General features: G+C 48.9%; 23 protein-coding genes. 18 read left to right on the plus strand and 5 right to left on the minus strand.

Annotated features, from left to right (window positions below):
• Window positions 1-67: 67 nt before the first annotated feature.
• The 9 genes from IKQ95_07350 (at window position 68) to IKQ95_07390 (ending at window position 10,560) form a co-directional block, all read left to right on the plus strand.
• Entirely contained in the window at window positions 68-1,474 is a 1,407-nt protein-coding gene (locus tag IKQ95_07350; protein MBR4196508.1) for a purine/pyrimidine permease, read from the plus strand.
• A gap of 99 nt (window positions 1,475-1,573) precedes the next feature.
• Window positions 1,574-2,902, plus strand: a complete 1,329-nt coding sequence (locus IKQ95_07355; protein ID MBR4196509.1) for an MBOAT family protein — start codon at window positions 1,574-1,576, stop codon at window positions 2,900-2,902.
• A gap of 14 nt (window positions 2,903-2,916) precedes the next feature.
• Window positions 2,917-3,543 carry a hypothetical protein gene (locus IKQ95_07360; protein MBR4196510.1) on the plus strand — a complete coding sequence of 209 codons (627 nt, stop codon included), beginning with the start codon at window positions 2,917-2,919 and terminating at the stop codon, window positions 3,541-3,543.
• Window positions 3,540-4,193: a hypothetical protein gene (locus IKQ95_07365; protein MBR4196511.1), complete on the plus strand. Its 654-nt coding sequence runs from the start codon at window positions 3,540-3,542 to the stop codon at window positions 4,191-4,193. The genes IKQ95_07360 and IKQ95_07365 overlap by 4 nt, the downstream gene beginning before the upstream one ends.
• Before the next feature lie 15 nt (window positions 4,194-4,208).
• Entirely contained in the window at window positions 4,209-5,474 is a 1,266-nt protein-coding gene (locus IKQ95_07370; protein MBR4196512.1) for a hypothetical protein, read from the plus strand.
• Window positions 5,475-5,488: 14 nt separating this feature from the next.
• Complete coding sequence (locus IKQ95_07375; protein ID MBR4196513.1) at window positions 5,489-6,766, plus strand: hypothetical protein; 1,278 nt, start codon at window positions 5,489-5,491, stop codon at window positions 6,764-6,766.
• A gap of 21 nt (window positions 6,767-6,787) precedes the next feature.
• On the plus strand, window positions 6,788-7,957 hold the full coding sequence (locus tag IKQ95_07380) for a hypothetical protein (GenBank protein ID MBR4196514.1): 1,170 nt from the start codon (window positions 6,788-6,790) through the stop codon (window positions 7,955-7,957).
• 12 nt (window positions 7,958-7,969) lie between these two features.
• On the plus strand, window positions 7,970-9,250 hold the full coding sequence (locus IKQ95_07385) for a hypothetical protein (protein MBR4196515.1): 1,281 nt from the start codon (window positions 7,970-7,972) through the stop codon (window positions 9,248-9,250).
• A gap of 17 nt (window positions 9,251-9,267) precedes the next feature.
• Window positions 9,268-10,560, plus strand: coding sequence for a hypothetical protein (locus IKQ95_07390; protein ID MBR4196516.1), 1,293 nt, complete (start codon window positions 9,268-9,270; stop codon window positions 10,558-10,560).
• Between the two features lie 41 nt (window positions 10,561-10,601).
• Here the strand turns inward: IKQ95_07390 and IKQ95_07395 are convergent, their stop codons facing one another.
• Window positions 10,602-11,369: a DUF1311 domain-containing protein gene (locus IKQ95_07395; protein MBR4196517.1), complete on the minus strand. Its 768-nt coding sequence runs from the start codon at window positions 11,367-11,369 to the stop codon at window positions 10,602-10,604.
• A 546-nt stretch (window positions 11,370-11,915) separates the two neighbouring features.
• Between IKQ95_07395 and IKQ95_07400 the strand changes: the two genes are divergently transcribed.
• Window positions 11,916-12,662, plus strand: coding sequence for a polysaccharide pyruvyl transferase family protein (locus IKQ95_07400; GenBank protein MBR4196518.1), 747 nt, complete (start codon window positions 11,916-11,918; stop codon window positions 12,660-12,662).
• 25 nt (window positions 12,663-12,687) lie between these two features.
• Here IKQ95_07400 and IKQ95_07405 read toward each other — a convergent pair whose 3' ends face one another.
• Genes IKQ95_07405 through IKQ95_07415 form a run of 3 tightly spaced genes read right to left on the minus strand, consistent with a single transcriptional unit; the run spans window position 12,688 to window position 15,308 of the window.
• The gene (locus IKQ95_07405; protein ID MBR4196519.1) at window positions 12,688-13,476 is read right to left on the minus strand and encodes a 4-diphosphocytidyl-2C-methyl-D-erythritol kinase; all 789 of its coding nucleotides are present in this window, start codon (window positions 13,474-13,476) and stop codon (window positions 12,688-12,690) included.
• A complete protein-coding gene (locus IKQ95_07410) occupies window positions 13,467-14,531 on the minus strand; it encodes a branched-chain amino acid aminotransferase (GenBank protein ID MBR4196520.1) in 1,065 nt (354 codons plus the stop codon). The genes IKQ95_07405 and IKQ95_07410 overlap by 10 nt, the downstream gene beginning before the upstream one ends.
• A 42-nt stretch (window positions 14,532-14,573) precedes the next feature.
• Window positions 14,574-15,308, minus strand: a complete 735-nt coding sequence (locus tag IKQ95_07415) for an MgtC/SapB family protein (protein ID MBR4196521.1) — start codon at window positions 15,306-15,308, stop codon at window positions 14,574-14,576.
• Between the two features lie 116 nt (window positions 15,309-15,424).
• Here IKQ95_07415 and araA point away from each other — a divergent pair, with 116 nt between their 5' ends.
• Together araA and IKQ95_07425 are read left to right on the plus strand one after the other, a co-directional pair.
• Complete coding sequence (gene araA / locus IKQ95_07420; GenBank protein ID MBR4196522.1) at window positions 15,425-16,900, plus strand: L-arabinose isomerase; 1,476 nt, start codon at window positions 15,425-15,427, stop codon at window positions 16,898-16,900.
• An 8-nt stretch (window positions 16,901-16,908) separates the two neighbouring features.
• Window positions 16,909-17,604 (plus strand): L-ribulose-5-phosphate 4-epimerase, encoded by a 696-nt coding sequence (locus tag IKQ95_07425; protein MBR4196523.1) that lies wholly within the window; start codon window positions 16,909-16,911, stop codon window positions 17,602-17,604.
• Here IKQ95_07425 and IKQ95_07430 read toward each other — a convergent pair.
• On the minus strand, window positions 17,601-18,626 hold the full coding sequence (locus IKQ95_07430) for a galactose mutarotase (GenBank protein ID MBR4196524.1): 1,026 nt from the start codon (window positions 18,624-18,626) through the stop codon (window positions 17,601-17,603). The two genes, IKQ95_07425 and IKQ95_07430, sit on opposite strands and share 4 nt — an antisense overlap.
• 103 nt (window positions 18,627-18,729) lie before the next feature.
• Between IKQ95_07430 and IKQ95_07435 the strand changes: the two genes are divergently transcribed.
• The 6 genes from IKQ95_07435 to IKQ95_07460 all read left to right on the plus strand — a co-directional run bounded on the left by IKQ95_07435 (window position 18,730) and on the right by IKQ95_07460 (window position 25,899).
• Window positions 18,730-19,722 carry an ABC transporter substrate-binding protein gene (locus tag IKQ95_07435; protein ID MBR4196525.1) on the plus strand — a complete coding sequence of 331 codons (993 nt, stop codon included), beginning with the start codon at window positions 18,730-18,732 and terminating at the stop codon, window positions 19,720-19,722.
• Window positions 19,723-19,747: 25 nt separating this feature from the next.
• Complete coding sequence (locus IKQ95_07440) at window positions 19,748-20,866, plus strand: sugar ABC transporter substrate-binding protein (GenBank protein ID MBR4196526.1); 1,119 nt, start codon at window positions 19,748-19,750, stop codon at window positions 20,864-20,866.
• Window positions 20,867-20,950: 84 nt separating this feature from the next.
• A complete protein-coding gene (locus tag IKQ95_07445) occupies window positions 20,951-21,889 on the plus strand; it encodes a hypothetical protein (GenBank protein ID MBR4196527.1) in 939 nt (312 codons plus the stop codon).
• 13 nt (window positions 21,890-21,902) lie between these two features.
• Window positions 21,903-23,405: a sugar ABC transporter ATP-binding protein gene (locus IKQ95_07450; GenBank protein MBR4196528.1), complete on the plus strand. Its 1,503-nt coding sequence runs from the start codon at window positions 21,903-21,905 to the stop codon at window positions 23,403-23,405.
• A 12-nt stretch (window positions 23,406-23,417) separates the two neighbouring features.
• A complete protein-coding gene (locus IKQ95_07455) occupies window positions 23,418-24,383 on the plus strand; it encodes an ABC transporter permease (protein MBR4196529.1) in 966 nt (321 codons plus the stop codon).
• Between the two features lie 13 nt (window positions 24,384-24,396).
• The gene (locus tag IKQ95_07460) at window positions 24,397-25,899 is read left to right on the plus strand and encodes a sugar ABC transporter ATP-binding protein (protein ID MBR4196530.1); all 1,503 of its coding nucleotides are present in this window, start codon (window positions 24,397-24,399) and stop codon (window positions 25,897-25,899) included.
• Window position 25,900: the final 1 nt, after the last annotated feature.

Below are 25,900 nucleotides of genomic sequence, written 5' to 3' on the forward strand. Positions count from 1 at the left end.
CAAAATTTTTTCCGCCATGTAAAATTTCACCCCTGAAAAAACTAACTTTTCAGGAGGATTTAACCGCATGGCCAAAAGACAAATGGTTTACGGCATCAACGACACACCGCCATTTCTGATAACGCTTCTCTCAGGAGCACAGCACGTATTAACCCTATTCGGCGCAACAACGTTAGTTCCTTTGATATTCGGCCCCGCAATGGGAATGGACGCACTGCAAATAGCCTCGTTAATCTCCTGCGTTTATTTCGGAATGGGAGTAGCAACGTTAATACAGACAAGCAAAAAGCTCGGTTCAGGATTGCCAATCGTCCAAGGATCGAGCTTTTCTTTTATCCCATCGGTCATGACGGTTATAGCCCTCTACAAAGCCGGAGGGCCTGAGCAGGTCATGCAGTACATGGGCGGAGGACTCATAGCGGGCGGAATAATCCTGTCCATAATCGGCTACTCAAGAATCGCCGGGGTAATCCGCAAAGTAATCACCCCTGTAGTAATCGGCCCGGTGATAATGGCTATAGGCTTCTCGCTTGCCGGGACTGCCATACAGGGCAACGCCGCTAATTACTGGCCTGCCTCGCTGGGAGTCGTGGTACTGATATTCATATTCAGCCTAGTGTTGAAGAACAAGTACATCAACATTTTCGCGATACTTCTTGCGATTGTGATAACGTACTGCGTATGCCTCTGGCTGTCGGTAAATGGAACATTCGCGCCCGATCACCCCGCTTACATCAACCTTGCGAGAGTGGGCGAGGCTCCGTGGATAAGGGACATAAAGAACGTCATAATCCCCTGGGGAATGCCCAAGTTCAGCCTTATGGCAATTGCGGCCATGCTTGCGGGATTCTTTGCGACAATGATCGAGTCAATCGGCGACTATCATTCGGTGTCGTACGCTTCCGGCGCGGAAGACCCTGACTCCGAGACGATAAGCCGCGGGCTTGGCGCGGAGGGACTCTGCTGTGCTCTGTCGGGCGTATTCGGCTCAGTCGGCACAACGTCATACACCGAGAATATCGGCTTGATCGGTCTGACGGGAGTCGCGTCAAGAGTCGTAGTAAGGACGGGAGCAGTGATATTAATCCTGATGAGCTTTGTAGGAAAGTTAAGCGCACTGATTGCCACAATGCCATCACCCATAATCGGCGGGGCGTATATAGCTCTGTTCGGGACAATCGGCGCAATGGGCATTCAGGTTTTATTGAGGGCGGATATGTCGAGCCAGAGAAATATACTGATTGTAGGGTTCGCGTTCCTTATGGCGCTTGGCCTGCCCGGATGGGTTGAGGCGAATCAGGCTATCTTCATGAATGACGCACAGAGTCAGTTAATGCACACACTCGGCGGAATGGTCTGGGCGGTGCTGAAGACTCCGATGGCGGTTGCGGGACTTTGCGCGGCGGTCTGCGACTCACTCATTCCGGGAACGGACGAGGAGCGCGGAATCAACGTTGCGCCTAGAGAATTTTAGCGCAGAAATTACGACATGCCCCCGGTGAAAGTGCCGGGGGTTTTTGTTATGGTGATATAATCTCGAAATCCTGAAAATACAGAAGGGGAATAAATTTCTATGGTTTTCTCGTCAGGCATATTTATGTTTCTGTTTCTGCCCGGACTCTTAGTGATGTATTACGCGCTCAGGGGGCGGGCAGTACGCAACTATATACTCCTCGTGGCAAGCCTCCTGTTTTACGCATGGGGTGAGCCTATATTCATATTCATAATGCTTGCCTCAATTTTCGCGAACTGGGCATTGTCTCTCATCATGTCAAAGTCGACGCGGCCAAAGCTGTGGCTGACTCTGGCGATAATTCTTGACGTGTTATTGCTGGGCGTGTTCAAGTACGCGGGCTTCATCACGGAAAATCTCGGAATGACCCGTATCAACATCGCGCTGCCCATCGGAATATCATTCTTCACATTTCAGATGATGAGCTACGTTTTTGATGTGTACTACGGAAACTCACAGGCTCAGAAAAATCCGCTCTATGTTGCACTGTACATATCATTTTTCCCTCAGCTAATCGCCGGGCCTATAGTCCGCTACAATCAGATAGCCGAGGAAATCACAGAGAGGGACGAAAATTTTGACATGTTCAGCGCGGGAGTCAGGCGGTTCATTTACGGACTCGGCAAAAAGATTCTCCTCGCGAATTTTGTCGCACAGGTTGCGGATAACGTTTTCGGCTACCTGATTAACCCGTCAATTTCTATGGCGTGGTTCGGCGCACTCGCATACACATTGCAGATATACTTTGACTTTTCCGGCTACAGCGACATGGCTATAGGTCTGGGCTTAATGTTCGGCTTTCACTTTGAGGAGAACTTCAATTATCCCTACACGGCCTCAAGCGTTGCGGACTTCTGGCACAGGTGGCACATATCGCTGTCGACATGGTTCCGTGATTACGTCTATATACCGCTTGGCGGGAACAGGGTGAATCATTCGCGCTGGGTGCTGAATCTTTTCGCGGTCTGGCTTCTGACGGGTATATGGCACGGTGCTAACTGGACATTTATCCTGTGGGGCTTGCTATATTTTGCGCTGTTACTGTTCGAGCGTGAGACGGGAGTCAAGCTCGGCCATGTTCTGACAATGCTTTGCGTGATTCTTGCGTGGGTAATATTCAGGTGTGAGACTGTCAGCAAGGGATTCGGCTTTATCGCGTCAATGTTCGGCCTTAAAGGGAACGCGCTTTATGACAGCGGATTTATTGAATACGTCAAAGGCACGTGGCTTGTGATGATTTTCGCGCTCATCGGAGTATTTCCGGCTGTCGGGAATTTCCTGCGCGGGCGTAAATGGATCGAGTCGGCGTGGCTTTGCATTTTGCTGGTAATCTCGCTGCTTGAGATAGTCGGCTCAACATACAATCCGTTCATATACTTCAACTTTTAGCGGCGGCTGTGAAAATGAAAGCTGAGAGATTCACGGCGGTAATGTTCCTCGCTGTGATTATGCTGATGATGTGCGCTGTATTCGGCTCATTCACTGTCAACGCGGCCATGAAGCTGCTGAACCGTGAAAGCTCCGGCGTTCATATTTCTGTTGACTGGGAAAAGCTGTACCCCTTCACGGACGGCAGGGAGCAGAATATTGCCTCAGAGAAGGAATCACTTGCTGAATATCTGAAGCAGAAATTTGGCGACTATACCTCGAAATATCTTCCCGGCTACTACAGAATGACGGAGGCCGCGAAGAAATATGAGTCCCTCATAGGCTGGAACATGACCTCAGTGTACGAATACAATCCTGTAATGATACTTGAGGGCGGTTATCTTGCTCCGTTCGTGGAAAGCAGAGACATCACAGAACACGCCGAATCTACAGTGTCGCTTGCAGAGTTTTGCGCGGGGCTGGGAATTGATTTCTTCTACGTCAACGAACCCGGCAAAATTTGCGCCAGTGAAGACAGAAATATATCCGGCATTCTCGATTTCTCCAACCAGAACGCAGACAGATTTCTCGCGAAACTCAAAGAAGCGGGAGTTAAGTATTATGATTTACGCAGAATTACTCATGACGGGGGGGGGGTATGAATCATCACGGCATGTTCTTTGCGACAGATCATCACTGGAAGCCGGAGACAGGTTTGTGGGTGGCGCGGCATATATTGAGATTCCTGCGTGATGATTACGGATGGCCGGTTGAACCTGAGAGTCTCAGCCCGGAAAAATTCGATTACACGGTTTCTCATGGCTGTTTTCTCGGTGCGCTGGGAAAAAAAATTACCCTCTCACGCGCAAGGCCGGACGATTTCACGGTGATATATCCTAAGCGCAATATAATGCTTGATTTTTCGCTGCCTGACATCGGGCTGGACATCAGCGGGGATTTCTCAGTGTTCTATGGCATGAAGTATTTTGTCTCAGGGGATTACTACGGGAATGACACCTACATGACTTACTGTTACGGAACGCGCCCAATGCTAAAAGCCAGAAGGACAGACGGAGGGCGGAAGAAGTTATTTCTCATCAGGAACTCTTTTTCCAGTGTTATAATCCCGTTTCTTTCGCTGGAAATCGGAGACATCAGCGCGGTTGACCTGCGTTATTTGCGGGGAATGGCTGACGGAAGCATAAGACGCTATATCGCAGAGGAACGGCCTGACGCTGTAATTCTGATATATCATGTATCAGTTCCAGGGAGAACATCTGAAATTGACCGAAGGCTGTGGGATTTTCACTAGTAAGGGGGAAACAATGTGAGGAAATTAAAGCCGGAAAGATTCACGGCGGTGGTATTCATATTCGCGATCACGGCGTTCATGCTGATGTCATTTTACAGCGTGGCGGCAAGAACGCATGACATGATAGAGCAGCCGCGCGGGGAAATCCCGGTAGACTGGCAGAAGATTTACCCGTTTGACGATGGAAGGAGGGAAGAGTCGCAGTCGCAAAAAATCTCGTCATTGTTCGGGTATATCGTGAGCAGGCTGGAAAAATATACGTCCGAAATGCTTCCGGGCTATCACAAAATGGTTGAGGCCGCGAAAAAATACGAGGACTCCGCCCGCTGGAACATGGTATCAGTAGCAGACTACAACGCCGTAACGAGGCTCAAAGATGGCTATCTTGCCTCATACACTCCGAGCCGTGATATTGCGTATGACGCTGAGTCGCTGAAAGCGTTTGCAGTTTTTTGCGCTGAAAGGGGAATCGATCTGGCGTATATTGCTTTCCCGTCGAAAATCTGCGTGTCTGATGACCGGGAAATCTCTGGCCTTCTTGACTTCTCGAATCAGAATACGGACAGACTTCTTGACATGCTCAAAGATTCGGGCGTGAAACATTATGACTTCCGCAAAAATCTTCACGCGGCGGGAATGAATCATCATCAGTCATTCTTCAGGACAGACCTTCACTGGAAGCCGGAGACGGGCTTATGGGCAGCGGGCGAGATACTGAAGATTCTGCGGGATAATTTCGGCTGGGACGTTAATCCCGGTGCGCTGAAGCCTGAGAATTTCAGGTACGAGATTTACCGGGACTGGTATTTAGGCGTTCGCGGGAAAAAGGCGACATTAGCCCGTACTAAGCCGGAGGATTTCACGCTGATATATCCGAAATTCGGGGTCAGCCTGAAATTTGAGGTGCAAAGTCTCGGAGTGAACCTGTCCGGGGATTTCGGGATAATCTACGACATGAAGCAGGTTGAGCCGAAAGACTATTACGGCAAAGACTCTTACGCGGCGTATATTTACGAGAACAATCCCCTTGTGAGAATGGAGAACTTTAGCCGAAAGAACGGAAAAAGGCTGCTGATCATAAAAGATTCTTTCTCGAACTGTGTTATACCGTTCATTGCGCTTGAAGTTCAGCATGTTGATGTTCTTGACCTGAGATATTTCACAGGGAGCGTGAGGAATTTTGCTGACACTGTGAAGCCTGATGCGGTGCTGGTGATGTACTATGCCGCGATTCCGGGAAGAGCCGACAAAAACGAGAAAAGCCTGTGGGATTTCCGTTAGTGAAGGGAGAAAACATGAGGAAATTAAAGCCGGAACATTTTACTGCACTAATATTTTTGTCTGTCATAACAGGAATAATGCTATCAGTGTTATTTGTGTTTGTGTCGAAAAAAGTTAAGAACGCGGAAAATCCTCGGCATGATGTCAGAATAGACTGGGAGAAAGAATATCCCTTCATGAATTACGTACCCGGGGGGGGGGGGTATAAAGTGTCATCTTTCTTCTATGATTATGTGAAGGAAAAGCTGGAAAATTATACCTCAAAAGAACTGGCAGGGTATTATTCCTATGTTGAATCGTCGAAAAGGTATGAAAACTTTCTCGGCTGGAACATGGCTCCAATGTCTGAATATAACGCTGTCATGAAAATGCCGTGCGGGCAGCTCACAACATACACCGAAAGCAGGGATGTAACGTACGATGCTTTACGGACTGTGAGTCTTTCTGATTTCTGCCGCGAAAGGGGGATAGATTTCTTCTACATCAACGCCCCTAAGAAAGTATGCATCCACGAAGACAAAGAAGTATCGGGGATATTGGACTTCTCGAATCAGAATACGGACAAGTTTCTTGACATTCTCGGAAAAAACGGGGTGAAATATTACGATCTCAGGAAAACTCTTCACGCGGAAGGAATGAATCATCACGGGTCATTTTTCCCGACTGATAATCATTGGACAATTGAGACAGGGTTTTGGGCATCTAGGCACATCCTCAAAATTCTGAAAGATGATTACGGATGGCCTGTGAATCTCGGAGTCTTAAGCCGTGAAAAATTCAGATTCAAAACTTATCGTGAGCATTTTTTAGGGGCATACGGCAAAAAAGTTACGCTTGCCAGAGCAAAGCCCGATGATTTCACGCTGATAACACCTAAATACAGTTCAAGTATAAGGCTGTCAGTTCCTCAAAGCGGAATTGACGCTGAGGGAGATTTTTCCGTCATGCTGAATTATAGCGCGCTTGAGCCAAAAGACTATTACGGCAAAAACACGTACGGCACCTACAGTATGCACAGCTCAGTGATAAGGACTGAGAACATGAATATTTCGGAGGGTAAGAAATTTCTGCTGATACGTGATTCATTTTCCGGGTGCGTTCTCCCGTTCCTTGCGCTGGGAGTGAAGTATGTTGACGCTGTGGATCTGAGATCCTTCAGTGGCAGTATAAGGAGCTATATTGAGAGAGAGAAGCCCGATGCCGTTGCGGTGATGTACTATGCTGAAATGCCCGGGAGGACTGGCGCGCCGTATTCAAGCGATACAGACAGAAGGCTATACGATTTCAGATAGATTTGCGGGGAGTGATTTATTTTGAAGCCTGAGAAAGTTACGGCTGTGGTATTCATATCCGTGATTATAGCGTTCATGATGATGTCGGCATATGCTTTTGTGTCATCGGAAGATTCACCGGGGCTTGAAGATTGCACGTCCAAAAAGCTGCCCGGCTACTACAGACTTGTAGAGAGCGCGAGAAAGTATGATGACATAATGCGCTGGAACATGGCTTCAGTTGCAGGCTACATTGCGGCAAGACCCGGCTACAGTCCTGTGATGAGGCTGTATGACGGCTGGCTGACGAATTTTGTCATAAGCTGTGATGTTACGCATGACGCGGGGGCGGTGAAAGGGCTTGCGGATTTCTGCGCTGAGAAGGGAATAGATTTTGCCTATATCAATTTCCCGCACAAAGTCTGCAAGTATGAGGACAAAGAAATCTCCGGCATTCTCGATTTCACGAACCAGAACGCGGACAGGCTGCTTGCCCGGCTGAAAGAGTCCGGCGTGAGAGCTTACGACTTCCGGGAGAGTCTTCACATTGCGGGAATGAGGCATCATGAGTCATTTCACGTTACCGATCATCACTGGAAGCCGGCGACAGGACTATGGGCAGCGAGGGAAGTGCTGAAGATTCTCCGGGACGATTTTGGCTGGGCTGTCAATCCTGACCTTCTGAGGCCGGAAAATTTCAGGTACGTGATATATCCTGAATGGTTCTTAGGGTCATGGGGGAAAAAGTATACGCTTGCCCGTGCGAAGCCTGACGATTTCACGATGATATATCCGAAATTCGGAACAAGACTTCATTTTGAGATACCAAGTCAAGAAGTTAATCTGTCCGGGGATTTCGGAGTAATTTATGACATGAAGCAGGTTGACCCGAAAGACTATTACAGCAAAAATCCATACGGGGCATATATTTACGGAGACAATGACCTTACTAGGACAGAGAACAGGAATATGACAGGCGGGAAAAGGCTGCTTGTCGTGAAAGCATCGTTCTCAAACTGCGTTGTGCCGTTTGTTGCGCTGGGAGTCAAGTATGTTGACGTAGTGGACGTGCGTTACCTGAAGGACGGCCTGCGGGCATTCATTGAGTTGTCCCGGCCTGACGCGGTAATAGTTGAGTACAACTCAGAAATACCGGGCGTAACCGAAAACTGGACTGCCTCAGAGGCGGCGAAGAGGACATACAAATTCTAAGAGGTGATGAAAATGAAGCCTGAGAAATTTACGGCGAGAGTGTTCATATTTGTGATTATAGCGTTCATGCTGCTGTCGGTCTATGGTATCGGCGCGAGGACAAAAAAACTGATAGATACTTCAAAGGCAGGGGCAAACATAGAATGGGAGAAACTTTACCCGTTTTATGAAGAGAGTGAAAAGACAAAAAGCGCAAGATTTTCACCGTTAATGAATTTATACAGGAACATCAAAAACAAACTTGAGCTTTATGTGTCTGAGAAAATGCCGGGCTATTACAGTTTTGTTGAGGCGGCAAAGAAATATGAGGATGTCTTGAAATGGAACATGGTTTCAGTGTTAGATTACAATGCAGTGGTACGGCTCAAAGACGGATATTTTACATCATACATGCCCAGTCTTGACGTAACGCATGACGCAGAGGCGGTGAAAGGGCTTGCGAATTTCTGCGCCGGGAGGGGAATAGATTTCGCGTACATTAATTTTCCGGCAAAGATCTGCAAATCTGAGGACAGGAATATTTCCGGCATTCTCGACTTCACGAATCAGAACGCGGACAAACTTCTTGCCATGCTGAAAGAGTCAGGGGTAAGACATTACGATTTCCGGGAAAATCTCCATAAAAGGTGGGACGGGAGACATCATGCCGCGTTTTTTGTAACAGATCTTCACTGGAAGTCTGAGACAGGATTATGGGCGGCAGGGGAGATACTCAAAATTCTGCGGGACGATTTCGGATACGATGTGAATCCCGCCGTACTTAGTCCGGAAAATTTCGAGTATGTAGTTTATCCCGCCAGCTTGCTTGGGTCAGAAGGGAAAAAAGTAACATTAGCCCGCGCCAAGCCTGAAGATTTCACGGTGATATATCCTAAATTCGCGACTGCTCTCAATGTTGAAGTGCCAATGATGTTGCTGAATATATCGGGTGATTTCAGGGTAACTTATGACGTAGACGAAAGCAAGATGGGAGACTATTACGGAGGCAGTCCCGGAATATTATATAATCATGGGAATAATCCCCTAGTCAGAATTAAGAACATGAATAAGCCAAGCGGGAAAAAAATTATCTTCGTTCACGATTCATTTTCCCACACTGTGATACCATTCGCAGCACTGGAGCTTCAGCATGTTGACGCGGTAGACCTTCGGCAGTTCACGGGGAGCCTGAGAAGGTTTATTGAGCAGGAAAAGCCTGATGCGGTCATAGTGGAGTATTATTCTGTTATGCCGGGAAAGTATAGCAGCCCGAACGTTACCAATGAAGACCAAAGGCTGTACAATTTTCAGTAATAGCTGAGGTGATGAGAATGAAGCCTGAGAGATTCACCGCGTGCGTGTTCACGTTTGTGATTGGCGCGTTAATGCTGTCGGCGGTGTTCGGTTTCGCGTCAAACAAAATAAATCATGATGAGGAAGCACCCGGGCAGAGAATAAAAATAGAATGGGAGAAGATTTACCCGTTTGAGATCAGCGCGGAAGAAATGCCCGCGAAAGATTCGCCGCTTGTGAAATTGTATGAGCATGTCAAAGAGCGTCTCGAATCTTACACATCAAAGGAAATGCCGGGCTATTACAGTCTCGTTGAGTCGGCCAAGAAATATGAGGATGTCTTGGGCTGGAACATGGTTCCTATATTTGATTACAATGCGGTCGTACGGCTCAAGGACGGATATTTGACCTCATACACGCCAAGCCTTGATGTTAGGCATGACGCTGAAGCTGTGAAAGGGCTTGCGGATTTCTGCGCCGGGAGGGGAATAGATTTCGCGTACATTAATTTTCCCACAAAAATCTGCGTGTCAGAGGACAAAGAAATTTCCGGGACTCTCGATTTCGCGAATCAGAACGCGGACAAATTTCTTGCCATGCTGAAAGATTCAGGCGTGAGAAATTATGACTTCCGGGAAAATTTGCACTTTAGTGCTATAGGGGGGGGGGGTATGAATCATCACGGGGCGTTCTTCATCACTGATCATCACTGGAAGCCGGAGACAGGACTATGGGCGGCGGGAGAGATACTCAAAATTCTGCGCTATGATTTCGGATATGACGTTGAGCCGGAAATACTGAGGCCGGAAAATTTCAGGTACGTGATATATCCTGAATGGTTCTTAGGGTCAGCGGGGAAAAAATTGACATTGGCACGGGCAAAGCCGGAGAACTTCACGCTGATATATCCTAAATTCACTGCCAACATAAAATTTGAGATACCCGGCAGGAATCTGGCTATGTCAGGAGATTTCGCGATAACCTATAACATGAAGGATGTTGACACGAGAGACTATTACGGCAAGAATACTTACGCGGCATATATTTACGCGGACAATGCTCTGACGAGAATGGAGAACATGAATATACCGGGCGGCAAAAAGCTTCTCATTATCCACGAATCAATGTCAAACTGCATTATACCGTTTGTTGCGCTCGGAGTCAGCCATATCTACGCTATAGACCTTCGGCACTTCTCAGGGAGCCTGAAAAGATTCATTGAGCAGGAAAAACTCGATGCCGTTATAGTGATGTATTATGCGACTGTGCCGGGAAGGTATGCTAATCCGTCAGCAACAAAAGAAAACAAGAAATTATACGATTTCAGGTAACAAAAATCCCCCGGCCTATAAAAATCCGGGGGGGATAATTTCTAGTTCGCTAACTTGCGGTACGTTCCCTTCAGGACAAAATCAGGGGATATTGCCTCGTTCCAGTCGTCCGTGTCAGAAATATTAACCTTCACAGCCCTCCGCGAAAATATCAGTTCGGCTTGGCATTCGCTGTAATTCGGGTCGGACAGCTCAAGAATATTCCCCTCAAGCCATCCTCTTGCCGTCCAGTGAACGCCGTCCTTGAAGCGGCTGAATGTAACCTCTAACTCGTCCGCGCTCCTGTCAGCAATTTTCACCGACAAAAATCCGCTGTCATTCTGGTATTCGCCCTCAATGTCTGAGAGTCTAATCTCTGCCGGGAATCCCGGTTCCTGCTCTGATTCTGGTTCGGGTTCAGGTTCTGGGGCTGGCTCAGGCTTTCGGGACTGTGGCTGAGTCCTCTGACGGGGAGCCGGGGACGGGGCGCTGGAGTCTCTCAGCTCCTTTGCGATTCCGGGCAGCGAGTCGGCGCGGTCATTCGTGGCCATAGTGTAAGCCTCCATGCGTGAATAGCCGTCATTCATCAGAGCTTCGGCTTCCTCATCTCGCCCGGACTTTATCCACTCGCGCTGAAGTTTATCGAGGCGGGAAAATATTTTCTTGGGAAGTGATTTCTTCAGCCCGGCCCAGACCTGATTCAGTCTCTTGTCGGCGGCTCTGAAATCCGCACTGCTCTTCCTCATCCTGATATACTCCGCATCGCTGAGAGCCATTGCCGGAGAAATCATCATCATCATCATCAATAACGCTGCAAAAAAACGCTTCATTCTGAATGCCTCCTTAAAGTTAAGCGTAAAGTTTATTATACATTCAAGGGAAAATAAAGCTCATGACACAGAGTCGGAAACAGCCGCAAAAAAAATTCCCCTCCCGGATTTTCTCTGAGAAAAACTCCCTGTACTTCGGGTGCTTCTTCCCGTTCGGCGTTGGCGTGGTATATATCGCGGGCGTTTGCTATAATTTCCCTGTCCCTAGGATGAGTTAAGATTTCAGGCTCGAAGGATGAGTAGTGATACTCTGTCTGACAGCAGAAAAATTCAGAAGAAAGGATGTTGACAATGACAAAAAACGCGACTAAAAGACTACGGACTACGGAGAGAATCTGCCGTTTTGCCAAAAGACTGCGACATCTCTTTTCGTTTAATACGCTTTATGTGCTTTTCTACCTAATTAGAAATTTCTTTACTCACGATGTAATCTTCACAAGAAGCTGAGTCAAGAGAAAAAAATTTGAAACTGTCCTCCCATACAACTGGGGAGATGAGCTAAACAAGTATTTCATAGAGTTCATAACAGGCAGGAAAGTAGTCCTCATGGATTATGCTTTTCCGATAAAGCATTATTCAATGATTGGAAGCGTGCTGAGTTTCTACAGCCAGTACAAAGCTGTTGTGTACGGCTCCGGCTTGATCGAAGGCTCACTGAAAGTAAGAGGAACTCCAGAGAAAATAATCAGCGTGAGAGGCCCTCTTACACGCCAGGCATTAATCCAGAAAGGCTTTGACTGCCCGGAAAAATACGGCGATCCCGCCATGCTTCTTCCTGTCTTCTATTCACCGTCCAGAAAAAAACAAAATCATATGCTGGTCATTCCGCACAGGAGAACTTACGCGCATAACAGACACAATGCCCCGCTGACAGAGCTTCAGGAAAAATATCATTGCAGAGCGATAACAATGACAGCTTATGACAAGTGGACAGATATTATTGACGAAATTGCGGGAAGCGATTTTGTGATGTCGGAGTCCCTGCACGGCGTGATTGTCTCGGAGACATATAACGTTCCGTGCTTATGGGTTGAGTTCAGCGACCACAGGACAGGATTTTTCCATACAAGCCCTGACTGGAGCTTCAAGTTCAGGGACTTCTACGAGTCTATAGGCAAGCACGACATGAGCAGCATGAAACTTTACGAGGGTTTCAATTTTGATGACATATTGAGGGCAAAAGACAAATGGAGGCCGGGAAAAATTGATTACGCCGAACTTCTGTCGCTGTTCCCGTTCGAGATAAAACCCGAATTCCTTCCGCGCATAAAAAAATTCCTCCCGGGCAGTTAACGCTCAGGAGGAATCCGTTCAGCCGCTAGAAATACAGCACGTGCTTCACGTAAGAAGGCCACGAGAATTTCACGGACTCTTTCAGCACCGCAAATGCCGCGCTCCCGGAGCCTGTTACGCCCCAGCAGTCAGCATCAGCAGTCTCAAACATGCGGAAAAGCTCGTTATATTTCGGGTGCTTCTTGGTCAGCACTTTCAGAAAATCATTCGGGAGAAGTCCGACTTTCCGTCCGGCGTTGGCGTAATATATATCCCGCGCCTCAGTCCGGGCGAGCATTATTCCGACCTCGTAGCCGAGTGCGTCAAGTTCAGCGTAGGCCGATTTCGTTTCCGTCTCCCAGTTCGGAATCGCTATTACCCCGTGAATTTCGTGAGTCTTCACCGGCTCTATGTGATCCCCGATTCCCGACACAAGCGCAAATTTATTCCCCGAACAAAGGAACGGCACATCAGCTCCGACTTTGGCCGCAACTCTCTCTGCACCGAACAATATCAGCACCGCCGCGGCATTCCCCGAACCCGCTCCGAGTCCTGAGCCGGGCGGAATGCTCTTGTGTATCTTCACATTGAGAGGCGGAATCTTGAAGCCTTCCTCACGGGCAACCCGCAGGGCTTTGGCTACGATATTTTCACCCTTCAGCGGAATATTTGCGCTCACGATGTCGATTCCCGCTGTCGACTCCGAAATGTACAGCACATCCCCGGAAGGTATCTTCATGAATGTCGACACGAGATTGTGATAGCCGTCCGAACGCTTGCCCACAACGCGCAGTGTTAGGTTCAGTTTCGCGAATGTCGGAAGGATTAAACGCATTCCGTCCAGCCGAACGGATCAGGCCGCTTCCCCCACTGTATTCCGGTCAATTCGTCGTAAAGTTTCTGCGCGGTCTCGCCTATCTCGAAATTGTTGACGGTGTACTTTTTCCCGTTGTAGAAAAGCTCCCCGATCGGTGAAATTACAGCCGCCGTTCCTGTACCGAATGCCTCCTCAAGTCCGCCGTCCTCAGCCGCTGACATAAGCTCGTCAACACTCAGCAGCCTTTCTTCAGCAGGGACTCCCCAGTGCCGCAATACTTCAAGGCAGGATTTGCGCGTGATTCCGCTGAGGATTGAGCCGTTCTCAAGAGATGGTGTTACGACTGTCCCGCGAATCTTGAACATTACATTCATTGCTCCGACTTCCTCAATGTATTTGCGGTGTACCCCGTCAAGCCACAAGACCTGCGAATATCCTTTCTCCATTGCCCTGTCTCCGGCGCGGTTGGAGGCGGCGTAATTCCCTCCGCATTTCGTATAGCCTGTCCCGCCGCGCACCGCTCTTACGTCCTCAGTCTCAAGCATGATTTTCACGGGCTTGATTCCCTCAGCAAAATAACTCGCGCTAGGGGAAAGAATTATCACGAATATAGCCTTGTGGATTCCGTGGAGGGCTAATTCCTCGTCAGTCGCAAAAATGAACGGGCGAATGTATAACGATGTCCCCTCGCTTGAAGGCACCCATGAAGAATCAATCCTCACAAGCTCCCGGACTGCCTCAAGAAATATATCGTTGGGAATCTGAGGGAGTCCGATTCTTTCGGCTGACACGTTGATTCGCTTGGCGTTCTCGCCCGGCCTGAAAAGGTGTATTGACCCGTCCGCCCAGCGGTATGCCTTCATTCCCTCGAAAACTGTATTGGCGTACTGTATTCCGTCCCCTGACGGCATGAGCGACAACGGGCCGTAGGGAACTATGCGCGGATTGTGCCATTTCTCCGAGTCGGTGTAGTCCATGATGAACATATGGTCGGTGAAGATTTTTCCGAAGCCAAGCTCGTTTTCAGGCGGCATTTTTCCGGGGTGCGGATTCTTGGTTATGGCAATCTGCATATGAAAATATATCTCCTTTTGCGTGTGGATTTTGCGAATATTCTAGCTCATTTCCTCGATATAGTGAATATAATCGAGCGACCGCAATGCCTCAATAATATCATTATGGCTCTTGTACTTCCTGAAGTCCGAGTCGCTTATTGAGATTGAGACCGAGTACACGCTAAGACCCGAATTTGCATAGGCAGGATTTGACTCTATGTCGTCAATCATCATCCCTAAGCGGCGAATCGTCGTAACAAAATCTTGAAGGTTATAGCTGTTCCGCAGCTCTAAATGAAGCTCGAAATGATTGGAGCGGTCTTTGAGAATCACTTCAGCTTTCGGCAATTGCGATATACAGAATATCAGCGCGGTGAATGACGCTATGCCGATTGTGTACAGCCCGCACCCTATTGCGAGTCCCACAATACCGCAGGCCCACAGCCCCGCCGATGTCGTGAGGCCCTTTATCTGACTCCGTGAGCTGAATAATATTGAGTTACCGCTCAACATTGCCACAGACACAACAGCCGCCGCCGAAATTATCGGGATATTGCTTTGGCTGACGGCCATAACGCACGAGTCAATCATGGCCGAAACCGCGCAGCCCATTGACGCAATAATGAACGTCCGCAAGCCCGCTGAATGTCTTTTGCTCGAACGCTCCCAGCCGATTATTGACGCAAGAATTATCACGAGGGCTATACGGAACATTACAGAGTAAACATTTACGCCCGATGACCATCCGCCGAGAAGGTTTGCGATATAGTCATCGGTGAAAGGATTATTGTCCATTGGGAATCATCTCCGTGAAAGTTTGTATTAAGCCGAAATATTATCACAAAAATTTTTCTGAGGCGGTATACTATTAGCCATCCTCACAAAAGCACATCAAGAAGGAGAAATTTATCATGAACCTGAAAGATTACGAGTTCTGGTTTGTCGTAGGGAGTCAGTATCTCTACGGCCCGGAAGTTCTCGAAACCGTAGCAAAACGCGCCCAGGAAATGGCCGACACCCTCAACGCCTCCGGCAATCTCCCCTGCAAAATAATCTACAAGGTTACAGCCAAGACAAACGCGGAAATCTCAGACGTTATCCGCGAGGCAAATTATGACAAGAAATGCGCGGGGATTATTACGTGGTGCCACACTTTCAGCCCGTCAAAAATGTGGATCAACGGACTCGCTCACCTTCAGAAGGCGTGGTGCCACTTTGCGACACAGTACAACCGCGAAATTCCGAATGATGAGATCGATATGGACTTCATGAATCTGAATCAGGCGGCGCATGGAGACCGTGAGCACGGATTCATAGGCGCAAGGCTCAGAGCACCCCGCAAAATTATCGCGGGATTCTGGCAGGACGCGGACATTCAGAAAAGGTTAGGCCATTGGATGAGGAGTGCCGCCGGGGCTGAGTTCTCCAAAACGTTAAAGGTTATGCGTTTCGGGGACAACATGAGAGAAGTTGCAGTAACAGAAGGCGACAAAGTAGAAGTTCAGACAAAACTCGGCTGGCAGGTCAACACATGGGCAGTCGGGAAACTCGTCGAAATCATGAACGCCGTAACAGACTCAGAAATTGACGCGCTCATGAAAGAATATGAGTCCCTCTACGAAATCGCAACGGATAACATTGAGGCAATACGCTATCAGGCGCGGGAAGAGATTGCCATGAAGAAGATGTTAGACGCTGAAGGCTGTTGCGCGTTCTCGAACACATTTCAGGATTTGTACGGCATGAGACAGTTACCGGGAATTGCGACTCAGCATTTGCTTGCGACTGGCTACGGCTACGGCGCGGAAGGTGATTGGAAGGTCGCGGCCATGACAGCAATAATCAAGTTCATGACTCAGGGACTCAAAGGCGGCTCGGCGTTCATGGAGGACTATACGTATCACCTTGTCCCCGGAAACGAGTACAGTCTCGGAGCGCACATGCTTGAAGTTTGCCCGTCAGTAGCGGCAGGAAGACCCCGCATTGAGGTTCACCCGCTCGGAATCGGAGACAGGGAAGACCCCGCCAGACTCGTTTTTGAGGGGCGCGAAGGGAAAGCGGTTGCGGTGAGTCTTGTTGACATGGGCGGAAGACTGCGCCTAATCTGCCAGGATATAGAGTGCGTGAAGCCGATTATGCCAATGCCGAATTTGCCCGTTGCCCGCGTAATGTGGAAGGCTCTTCCCGACCTCAAGAAGGGAATCGAGTGCTGGATTCTTGCAGGCGGCGCACATCACACTACACTGAGCTATGACGCTGACGCGGAAATGATAAAGGACTGGGCGCGGATTATGGATATTGAGTTCGTCCACATCGGCAAAGACACAACGCCCGAAAGCCTAGAGCGTGATTTATTCCTTGCCGATCTTGCGTGGAAGCTGAAGTAATCATGATACTGAAGGAATTACGCGAGGAAGTTTACCGCGCCAACATGGAGCTGCCTAAGCGCGGGCTTGTCGTCTACACATGGGGCAATGTCTCCGGGATTGACCGCGAAAAGGGACTCGTAGTCATTAAGCCGTCAGGAGTCGAATATGAAGACCTCACGCCGGAAAATCTCGTAATTGTCGATATGGATTGCAGGATTGTTGAAGGGAACATGAATCCGTCATCCGACACAAAGACTCATGTTGAGCTGTACAGGACATTTCCCGGCCTCGGCGGGATCGTCCACACCCACAGCCCTCACGCTGTAGCCTGGGCGCAGGCAGGGCGCGATATTCCCTGCTACGGAACGACACACGCGGATTACTTCTACGGCGCTGTACCATGCACGAGAAATTTAACGGCTCAGGAAGTCGATGAAGATTACGAGCTGAACACGGGGAAGGTTATCGCAGAGACCTTCACGGAGCGCAAATTAGACCCTCTTGCGGTGCCGGGGGTGATATGCCGCTCTCACGGGCCTTTCACATGGGGGAAAAACGCGGCTCAGGCTGTGTATCATGCTGTCGTTCTTGAGGAAGTCGCGAAAATGGCAATGTACACCGTGAACATTTCCGCCCATGCTCCCGAAGCCCCGCAGTATGTGCAGGATAAGCACTATCTCCGAAAGCACGGGCCGAATGCATATTACGGGCAGAAAAACTAGCGGCTGAAACGGTACTCGATATATGATTTTTCGGGCTGTCCTGCCTTGATGACACAATCGGGGAAGGACGGCTCATTTATTGCGTTGGGAAATTTCTGGCACTCCATCGCGAAACCGTCAAAGCTGTTGTAGATCGCTCCGTTTTTCCCGCGAACATGGCCGATCTGATTCCCCGTGTAAAACTGCATTGCGGGCATGTCGGAATATACTTCAAGTTTTATCCCCGTAACATCGCTCACGGCTTCAGCGGCTTTTCCGTTTCCGTCAACCGCAAAACAATGGTCATACCCTCCCCCCGCGCTGATGAGTTCCGGCGAATATGTGTTCACGCCGTCAGCAATCTTTTTCCCGCTCCTGAAATCGAACGGAGTCCCCTCGACATTAACACACGGTGCGAGCGCAAGTAACTCATCATTTGCCCGGCAATATTTTTCCGCGTTGATATGAACATAGTGATTCAGAATCGTCCCCCGGCCATGCCCGTTTAAGTTGAAGTAATTGTGATTGGTGATGCTCGCGGGCGTGTCCTTGTCGCAAACATAATCGTAATCCATCCTTAGCCGCCCCGCCGTGAATGAGACTCTCACCTTCAGCACGAAATTTCCCGGGAATCCCTCGTCAAGATCAAGGCTGTACAGCGTGAAGATTACTGCGTCATTCTCGCACTCCGAGTCAAAGACACGTTTCCCGAATCCCTGAAAGCCTCCGTGAAGAGTGTTGCGTCCGTCATTCCGGGGGAGCCTGTACTTTATGCCGTTAAGCGTGAATTTTCCCCCCGCGATTCTGTTCGCATATCTTCCCACCGTAACGCCGAAATTGCACTTGTCATTCACATATTCAGACAGCGAATCATAACCGAGTGCCACATCATGAAGCTGGCCGTCATTCCCGAAAACGTTAATCTCAAGAATCGCACAGCCGTATTCAGACATAACAACGCTCTGCCCGGACTCATCTTTGAGCGTGTATGCGTAAACTTTCCTTCCGTCAGCAAGAACGCCGAACAAAGTTTTTTCCGTCATCAAATCAGCCCTTTCACAAATTGAAATTTTTTCGCGTTTGTTGTAGGATTTTTACACTTCAATTATACAATTCACAATTTCATAAACGGAGGGAAATTTTCTCATGAAGAAAGTTTTATGTTTCACCCTTGCGCTTGTGCTTCTCGTCTGCGTCTCGGCGGCGAGTGCCAAAGATGTCGTGATTGCTTTCTCACAGATTGGGCAGGAGTCCGATTGGAGAACAGCCAACACTGACGACTTACGCTCGGCAATCGAGAATCATCCGGGATGGAAGCTCGTCTACGATGACGGCCAGCAGAAGCAGGAGAATCAGATCAAAGCACTCCGCAACTTTATCACACAGGATGTAGACTACATACTCTTCACGGGCGTTGTGTCTACGGGCTGGGACGAGGTATTGAAGGAAGTCAACGAGGCCGAAATACCGCTGTTACTCATCGACAGAATCCCCGACTGCGCGGACAAAATCGACTACGTTGCAGCGTTCGGCGGTGATTTCGTTGAAGAGGGTAGAAGGCAGGTAGCGTGGGCAGGCGAATACCTCAAGAAAGCCGGACGCGGTGATGAAGATGTAAACATCGTAATCATGGAAGGCACTACGGGAGCAAGCGCGCAAACAGGACGCACGGAAGGCAACCTTAAAGCCCTCAAAGAGTATCCGCACTTGAAACTTGTCGGACAGCAGTCAGGAAACTTCACACGCGCTGAAGGTCAAGCCGTCATGGAGAGCTGGCTAAAGTCAATCCCGAAAATTGATGTCCTCATCGCACAGAATGATGATATGGCACTCGGAGCGATTGACGCAATCAAAGCCGCCGGAAAAGTCCCGGGAAAAGATATTATCATTGTCGGGTGCGACTCAGTGAAGGCCGCTTTTGACGCGATTGTAGCGGGAGAAATGAATTGCACGGTTGAATGCACACCGCTTTACGGCGCGTTTGTCGTTCCCACAATTGAGGGACTCGAAAAAGGCGAGAAGTTCAGCAAGCAAGTCATTCACCCTGAAGAGGGCGTATTTGACACAGACGGCGGAATCGATTTAGGGTCAGTGAAATCAGTGAAAGCCGCTGACGTAATTTCACAGCGCAGATATTAATTCAGCAGGAGGAAAAATTCGTATCATGAAAAAAGCAGTCGCATTATTACTCGCAGTATCAATGATTTTCTCGGCAGCTCCGGCAGTGTTCGCGGCACCCATCAAAATCGGAATCTCGATATGGTCATCAACAGACACTCTCGGCAGTGAGTGCAAAAGAATGATTGACGCGGCCGCAAAAGCCCTCGGAGTTGAGACTCAGTGGGTTGACCAGGCGCATATCTCAGAGCAGGTAACATCAAGCGCAGAGACATTAGCCCTTGCCGGGTGCGACGGAATAATCATCTGCAACAGTGCTTCCGCCGAAATGGGATCAGTCATCAAAACTTGCGATGAGAATGAAGTCTACGTAGCTCAGTTCTTCCGCTCAATCGACAAAAACACTAACCCGGAGGAATACAAGCAGGCAGTAGAGTCAAAATACTATGTCGGCGCAGTGCATGAGTCAGAGTTCGACAACGGCAAAACGTTAGTACTCATTCTCGCGGGTCAGAAGGGCTGCAGGAAAATCGGCCTTGAGGGATGGGAACCGGGCGATGCTACATTCTTGGGACGCTGGGCAGGCTACAAGGCAGGAGTCGAGGAATGGAACGCAGCGCACCCTGACGACAAAGTAGTGCTGCTTGATCCTCAGTACGGACGCACAACGACAGACACAGGACGCGCAACAGCAGAGGCAATCATTGACGCGAACCCGGACATTGACGCGCTCATAGTTGCGGGCGGCGGCGGTGATACACTTCTCGGAGCAATCGCGGCCATTGAAGCAAAAGGTCTCACGGGTAAAATTGCTGTCGTCTCAACAGACTTCCTTCCCGATCTTGACGCAAAACTCAAGAGCGGAGCAATGGCGGCTGAGTCCGGCGGTCATTACGCAGATCCTTTCTTCGCGTTCCTCATGGTCTACAACACAGTGCGCGGAAAATATGAACCCAGCACAACGGGATTTCATGATATGGTCTTCCCGTATATGTACGTTGCTTCCCCTGAAGACTACGAGAACTACGCAAAATATTTCACCGGCGATCAGCTCCCCTACAACGCGGACGAGATTAAAGCCCTCGCTGAGATGAGCTATGATGATCTCGCGGCGGCCTGCGCTAAACTTTCGGTTGAAGACGTTGTATCGCGCCACGCAAAGTAGGCTGTAATTATGGCATGTGCAGAGTCGGAGTCCCAAAAAATTCCGGCTCTGTTTTTTTTGTTGACATAAGGATGTGAATTAATCATGCAAGGTTTCAGAAACTCGCGATTTTTCGGCTTCATGATTCTTGCGGCAATGGTCATCTTCTTTTACGCCATCTTCAAATTCCTTACGCCCTCGAATTTCGGAAGCCCCGATAATCTTTTCTCCTATTTCCAGTCGTCAATCATTTACTCTGTCGGCGGCTGCGGATTGTATTTCATTGTCGTGATGGGACTGTTTGATTTCGCTGTCGGCGCAAACATCGTGCTGTCGTCAATCGTAGGAGTCATTCTCTCTGAGAAGCTCGGCTATCCGGGATTCATTCTCGGCTGTCTCGGCTGCGGTACAGTAATCGGAATCATAATCGGCTTCCTGTATAACAAGCTCAATGTCCCGTCAATGATTGTTACTGTCGGTATCATGCTCATTCTTGAGAGCGTTGCGGTTTTCGCGGCGGGCGGAGTAAAGCAGACGTTAGCACCTGAATTACGGTTCTTTTCGGGCGCACCGGGCAACATCATTCTAGCGGCTCTTGCGTTTGCGTTAATGTGGTTCATTCTCAACTATACCCGAATCGGAACATACTGCAACGCTATCGGCTCAAATGAATTTACCGCCAAGAATATGGGAATCGATGTCAAGAAATACAAGCTCATAGGATTCGCGCTTCTTCATTTCTTTGTGGGAATCATGGCAATCCTCACAGTCTCATACGGTACGACAATGACAGCATTAACCGGAATGTCAACAATGAGCCGAAACTTTCAGCCGTTAATGGGTACGTTCTTCGGCGTTGCTTTCAGGAAATACGGCAATCCGATTAGCGCAATCGTCATCGGAGAATTTATCATCGCGATAATCTTCAACGGCTTTGTGGCACTCGGTGCGCCCACGACAATACAGAATGTTGTTACAGGCGCGGCACTTCTCGCAATCGTAACTCTGACGGCTCGCGGCGGGCGCGGCTCTGTCGTAAAGTAAGGAGGCGGGGAAAATGTCAGACAAAAAAATTCTCCTCAAGGCTGAACACATCGACAAGAGATTCGGAATCACTCACGCGGTTAATGATGTAAGCATTGACGTTTACGCCGGGGAAATTCGCGCGTTAATCGGCGAGAATGGAAGCGGAAAATCTACCTTCTGCCAAATGCTTTGCGGTATCTACACGATAGGCGGGGGAACTTTCACGCTTGACGGCCAGCCCGTGAACGTCCGCAATCAGGTTGAGGCGAACAGACTCGGAGTCTCAATCATCGTTCAGGAGATGGGGACTCTTTCGGGACTCACTGTAGCTGAGAATATATTTCTCGGCCATGAAGAGCCGTTCATGAATCACGGAATTAAAAACACTCCGGCAATGATTCGCGAGGGTCAGAAACTTCTTGACGAGTACGGATTCACAAACATCAAAGCGGGCGCGATGATCGACAGCTATAACTTTGAGGACAGGAAATTAGTTGAGATCGTCAAGGCAACGTACATGAAGCCGAAAATCTTAATCGTTGACGAGACAACAACCGCGCTTTCACAGAACGGGCGACTCGAACTCTACAAGATTATTGACGCTGTTCGTGCTGACGGAAGGAGCGTAATTTTCATCAGCCACGACTTGAACGAGATATTGACTCACTGCGACACAATTTCGATTCTCAGGGACGGCGAATATATCGACACCGTAAACGCAAAAGACGTGAACGAGGACGACATTAAACGCCTCATGGTAGGCCGCGAAATCGGAAGCGCGTATTACAGGACAGATTACGGCAAAACTATATCGCCTGAAGTTGTGCTGAGTGTGAAGAATGTTACAGTGCCCGGGCAAATTGAGAATGTCAGCTTTGAGCTTCACAGGGGAGAAATATTAGGCTTTGGCGGACTCTCAGAATGCGGAATGCACGAGGCAGGAAAGGCCGTATTCGGTGCGTCTCTCGACAGGGAAGGAACTGTAACGCTTGCTGACGGGACTCAGATTAACGACATTCCGACAGCTATACATCATTCAATCGGTTATGCCTCGAAAGACCGCGACAACGAGTCAATCATCCTCAACGAGTCAATCAGAAATAATATCGTCCTTCCGTCGCTTGATGACCTCGCCGAGAATCACATACTTAAAGCGGGAAAGCTGAATCGATTCGCGCAGGAGTTCGCCGACAAAATGCAGACGAAAATGCAGGGTATCAATCAATTCATTTCGGACTTGTCCGGCGGGAACAAGCAAAAAGTTGTGTTAGCGCGGTGGCTCGGAAAGGGCAGCGACATTCTTGTGCTTGACTCACCGACTCGCGGAATTGACGTAAAAGTGAAGCAGGCAATCTACGCCCTAATGCAGGAGCTTACAGCGCAGGGGAAATCCATCATCATGATTAGCGAGGAAATCCCCGAATTGCTAGGAATGTCCGACAGAATACTCATCATGAAGGACGGCAGAATCAACGGCGAATTTATGCGGAGCGAGTCCCTAAGTGAAGAGGACTTAATCGCGAAAATGGTTTAGGCGGTGAAAATTATGGCAAGAAATGACGATATGAATCAGTCAAAACTTTCTGCGTTTCTCGACAGTGATACGTTCAAAGGGTTATTGCCGTTTATCGGGCTTGTTGTGATACTCGGCGCGATGTATTATTTGACGGACGGGCGGATAATGCAGCCGAAAAGGTTACGGCTTCTCCTCTCACAGGTATATTACCCGATGATTGTCGCGACGGGAGTATTTTTCGTTATGACTCTCGGCTCAATCGACTTCACGGAGGGTTCGACTCTCGGTGTTGCGTCAATCGTTGTGTCGGTGCTTTCGTTCTACAATATTCCGCTCGCGATTATCGGCGGCATTCTGACGGGCGCGGCTATCGGCGCGGTGAATGGATTCTTTCACGTGAAATTCAGATTGCAGAGCTTCATTGTTACGATTTGCACGATGTATTTATTCAGAGGAGTCTGCGCTTACTTCACGACAGAGACGGCAATCCCTGCTTCAGCGGCGATTAAGGCACTCGACAGCGACAACCTCAAAATCGGAATAACAATCGCTGTGCTTGTTGTTGCGTTTTTCCTCTTCAAGTTTACGCGAATCGGAAATGATGTTAAGGCTGTAGGTTCGGGAGAAACTGCCGCGAAATTCTCAGGAGTCCGCACGGACAAAGTAAAATTTCTCGCGTTTGTTGCTGCCGGAGCTTTGACGGGACTCGCCGCTTTCGTCAACGTAATCAAAGTAGGCTCTATAACATCGACAGCAGGGAATCAGCTTGAGACGCAAATATTAATCTCGCTAGTTCTCGGAGGGCTTCCGATTACGGGCGGGGCAAAGGTGAGATTCTCGAATATCGTTGTCGGCACATTAATGTATACGGTTCTGAATAATGGACTCGTCATGCTCGGATTCGAGTCGGCGACTCAGCAATTGATTAAAGGAGTCGTGTTCCTGATTTTTGTTGCGCTGACGATTGACCGCAAAGCCCTGAAAGTAATCAAGTAGGGAGGGAATTAATTTGCCGGGGAAAAATATCCTAGAAATGAGGGGGATAACGATAGAATTTCCGGGAGTTAAGGCTCTTGACGGCGTTGACTTCTCGCTGAGGGAGGGAGAAATTCATTCCCTTCTAGGCGAGAACGGCGCGGGAAAATCTACCCTCATCAAATGTATCAACGGAGTAAACCGCAAAGACTCCGGCGTGATTCTTCTTGACGGAAAAGAAATCAACCCTTCCGGCCCCTATGACGCAATGCAGCTCGGAATCTCTACGGTGTTTCAGGAAGTAAATTTGTGTCCTAATTTGAGTGTGGCAGAAAATATTTTTGTCGGCCGTCAGCCAATGAAGCACAATCAAATCGACTGGAAGGAAATTAACCGCAGGGCAGAAGAATTAATGTCCCGATTCCATCTTGATATTGACGTGACTCGCCCGTTGTCGTATTACTCGACAGCAATCCAGCAGATGACAGCAATAGCAAGAGCCGTTGACGTTCAGGCAAAAATTTTGATTCTCGATGAGCCGACAAGCTCACTTGATGAGAATGAAGTGCAGCTGCTTTTCTCCGTAATGCGCGAGCTTAAAGCGTCAGGAATGGGAATAATTTTCATAACACACTTTCTTGATCAGATTTACGCGGTTTCGGACAGGATGACGATTTTGCGTAACGGTCATTTAGTGGGGACTTACGACATTAACGAGCTGGGAAAAGTTGAGCTTGTTACGAAAATGGTAGGCAAGGACATGGACGTGATATTCAGCCTCAAACGCGCAGACGTTTCACCAGACGCGCCCATAATGTTAAAGGCCGAACATATCGGGGACTCCTCGCGAATCAATGACATATCAATTACTCTCAAGAAGGGAGAATTAATCGGCTTTGCGGGACTCTTGGGAAGCGGAAGAACTGAGACGGCTGAAATGTTGTTCGGGGCATCGCGTGCTGTTCACGGTGAAATTTTTGTTGACGGTCAGAATGTCAGCATTAAGACTCCTTTTGACGCGATAAAATCTGAGATTGCATTCTGCCCGGAAGACCGCAAGCGCGACGGCATAATCGGCGATTTGTCGATACGAGAAAACATAATGCTTGCCGTTCAATCACGCAAAGGATTCATGCACCCAATGACGCGACAAGAGCAGACCGAATTAGCAGACAAGTACATAAAGTTATTGGGAATCGCTACACCTGACTGCGAGAAGAAAGCCGGCGAATTATCCGGGGGCAATCAGCAGAAAGTGATTCTTGCGCGGTGGATGGCGGCGAGTCCGAAAGTGTTAATACTTGACGAACCCACACGCGGAATCGACATCGGAGCAAAGGCGGAAATTCAGCGGCTCATGCTCGAAATGTGCGGGGAGGGAGTCTCCGTCATCTTCATTAGCTCGGAGCTTGACGAAATAATACGGTGCTCAAACAGGATAATCATCATGAGAGACCGGGCAAAAGTCGCAGAGGTTGACGGCGAGTCTTGCACACAGCAGGACATATTGCGAATCATTGCGGAAGGAGCTGCGTAAC

The sequence above is a fragment of the Synergistaceae bacterium genome (assembly GCA_017540085.1).
Lineage (GTDB): Bacteria > Synergistota > Synergistia > Synergistales > Aminobacteriaceae > JAFUXM01.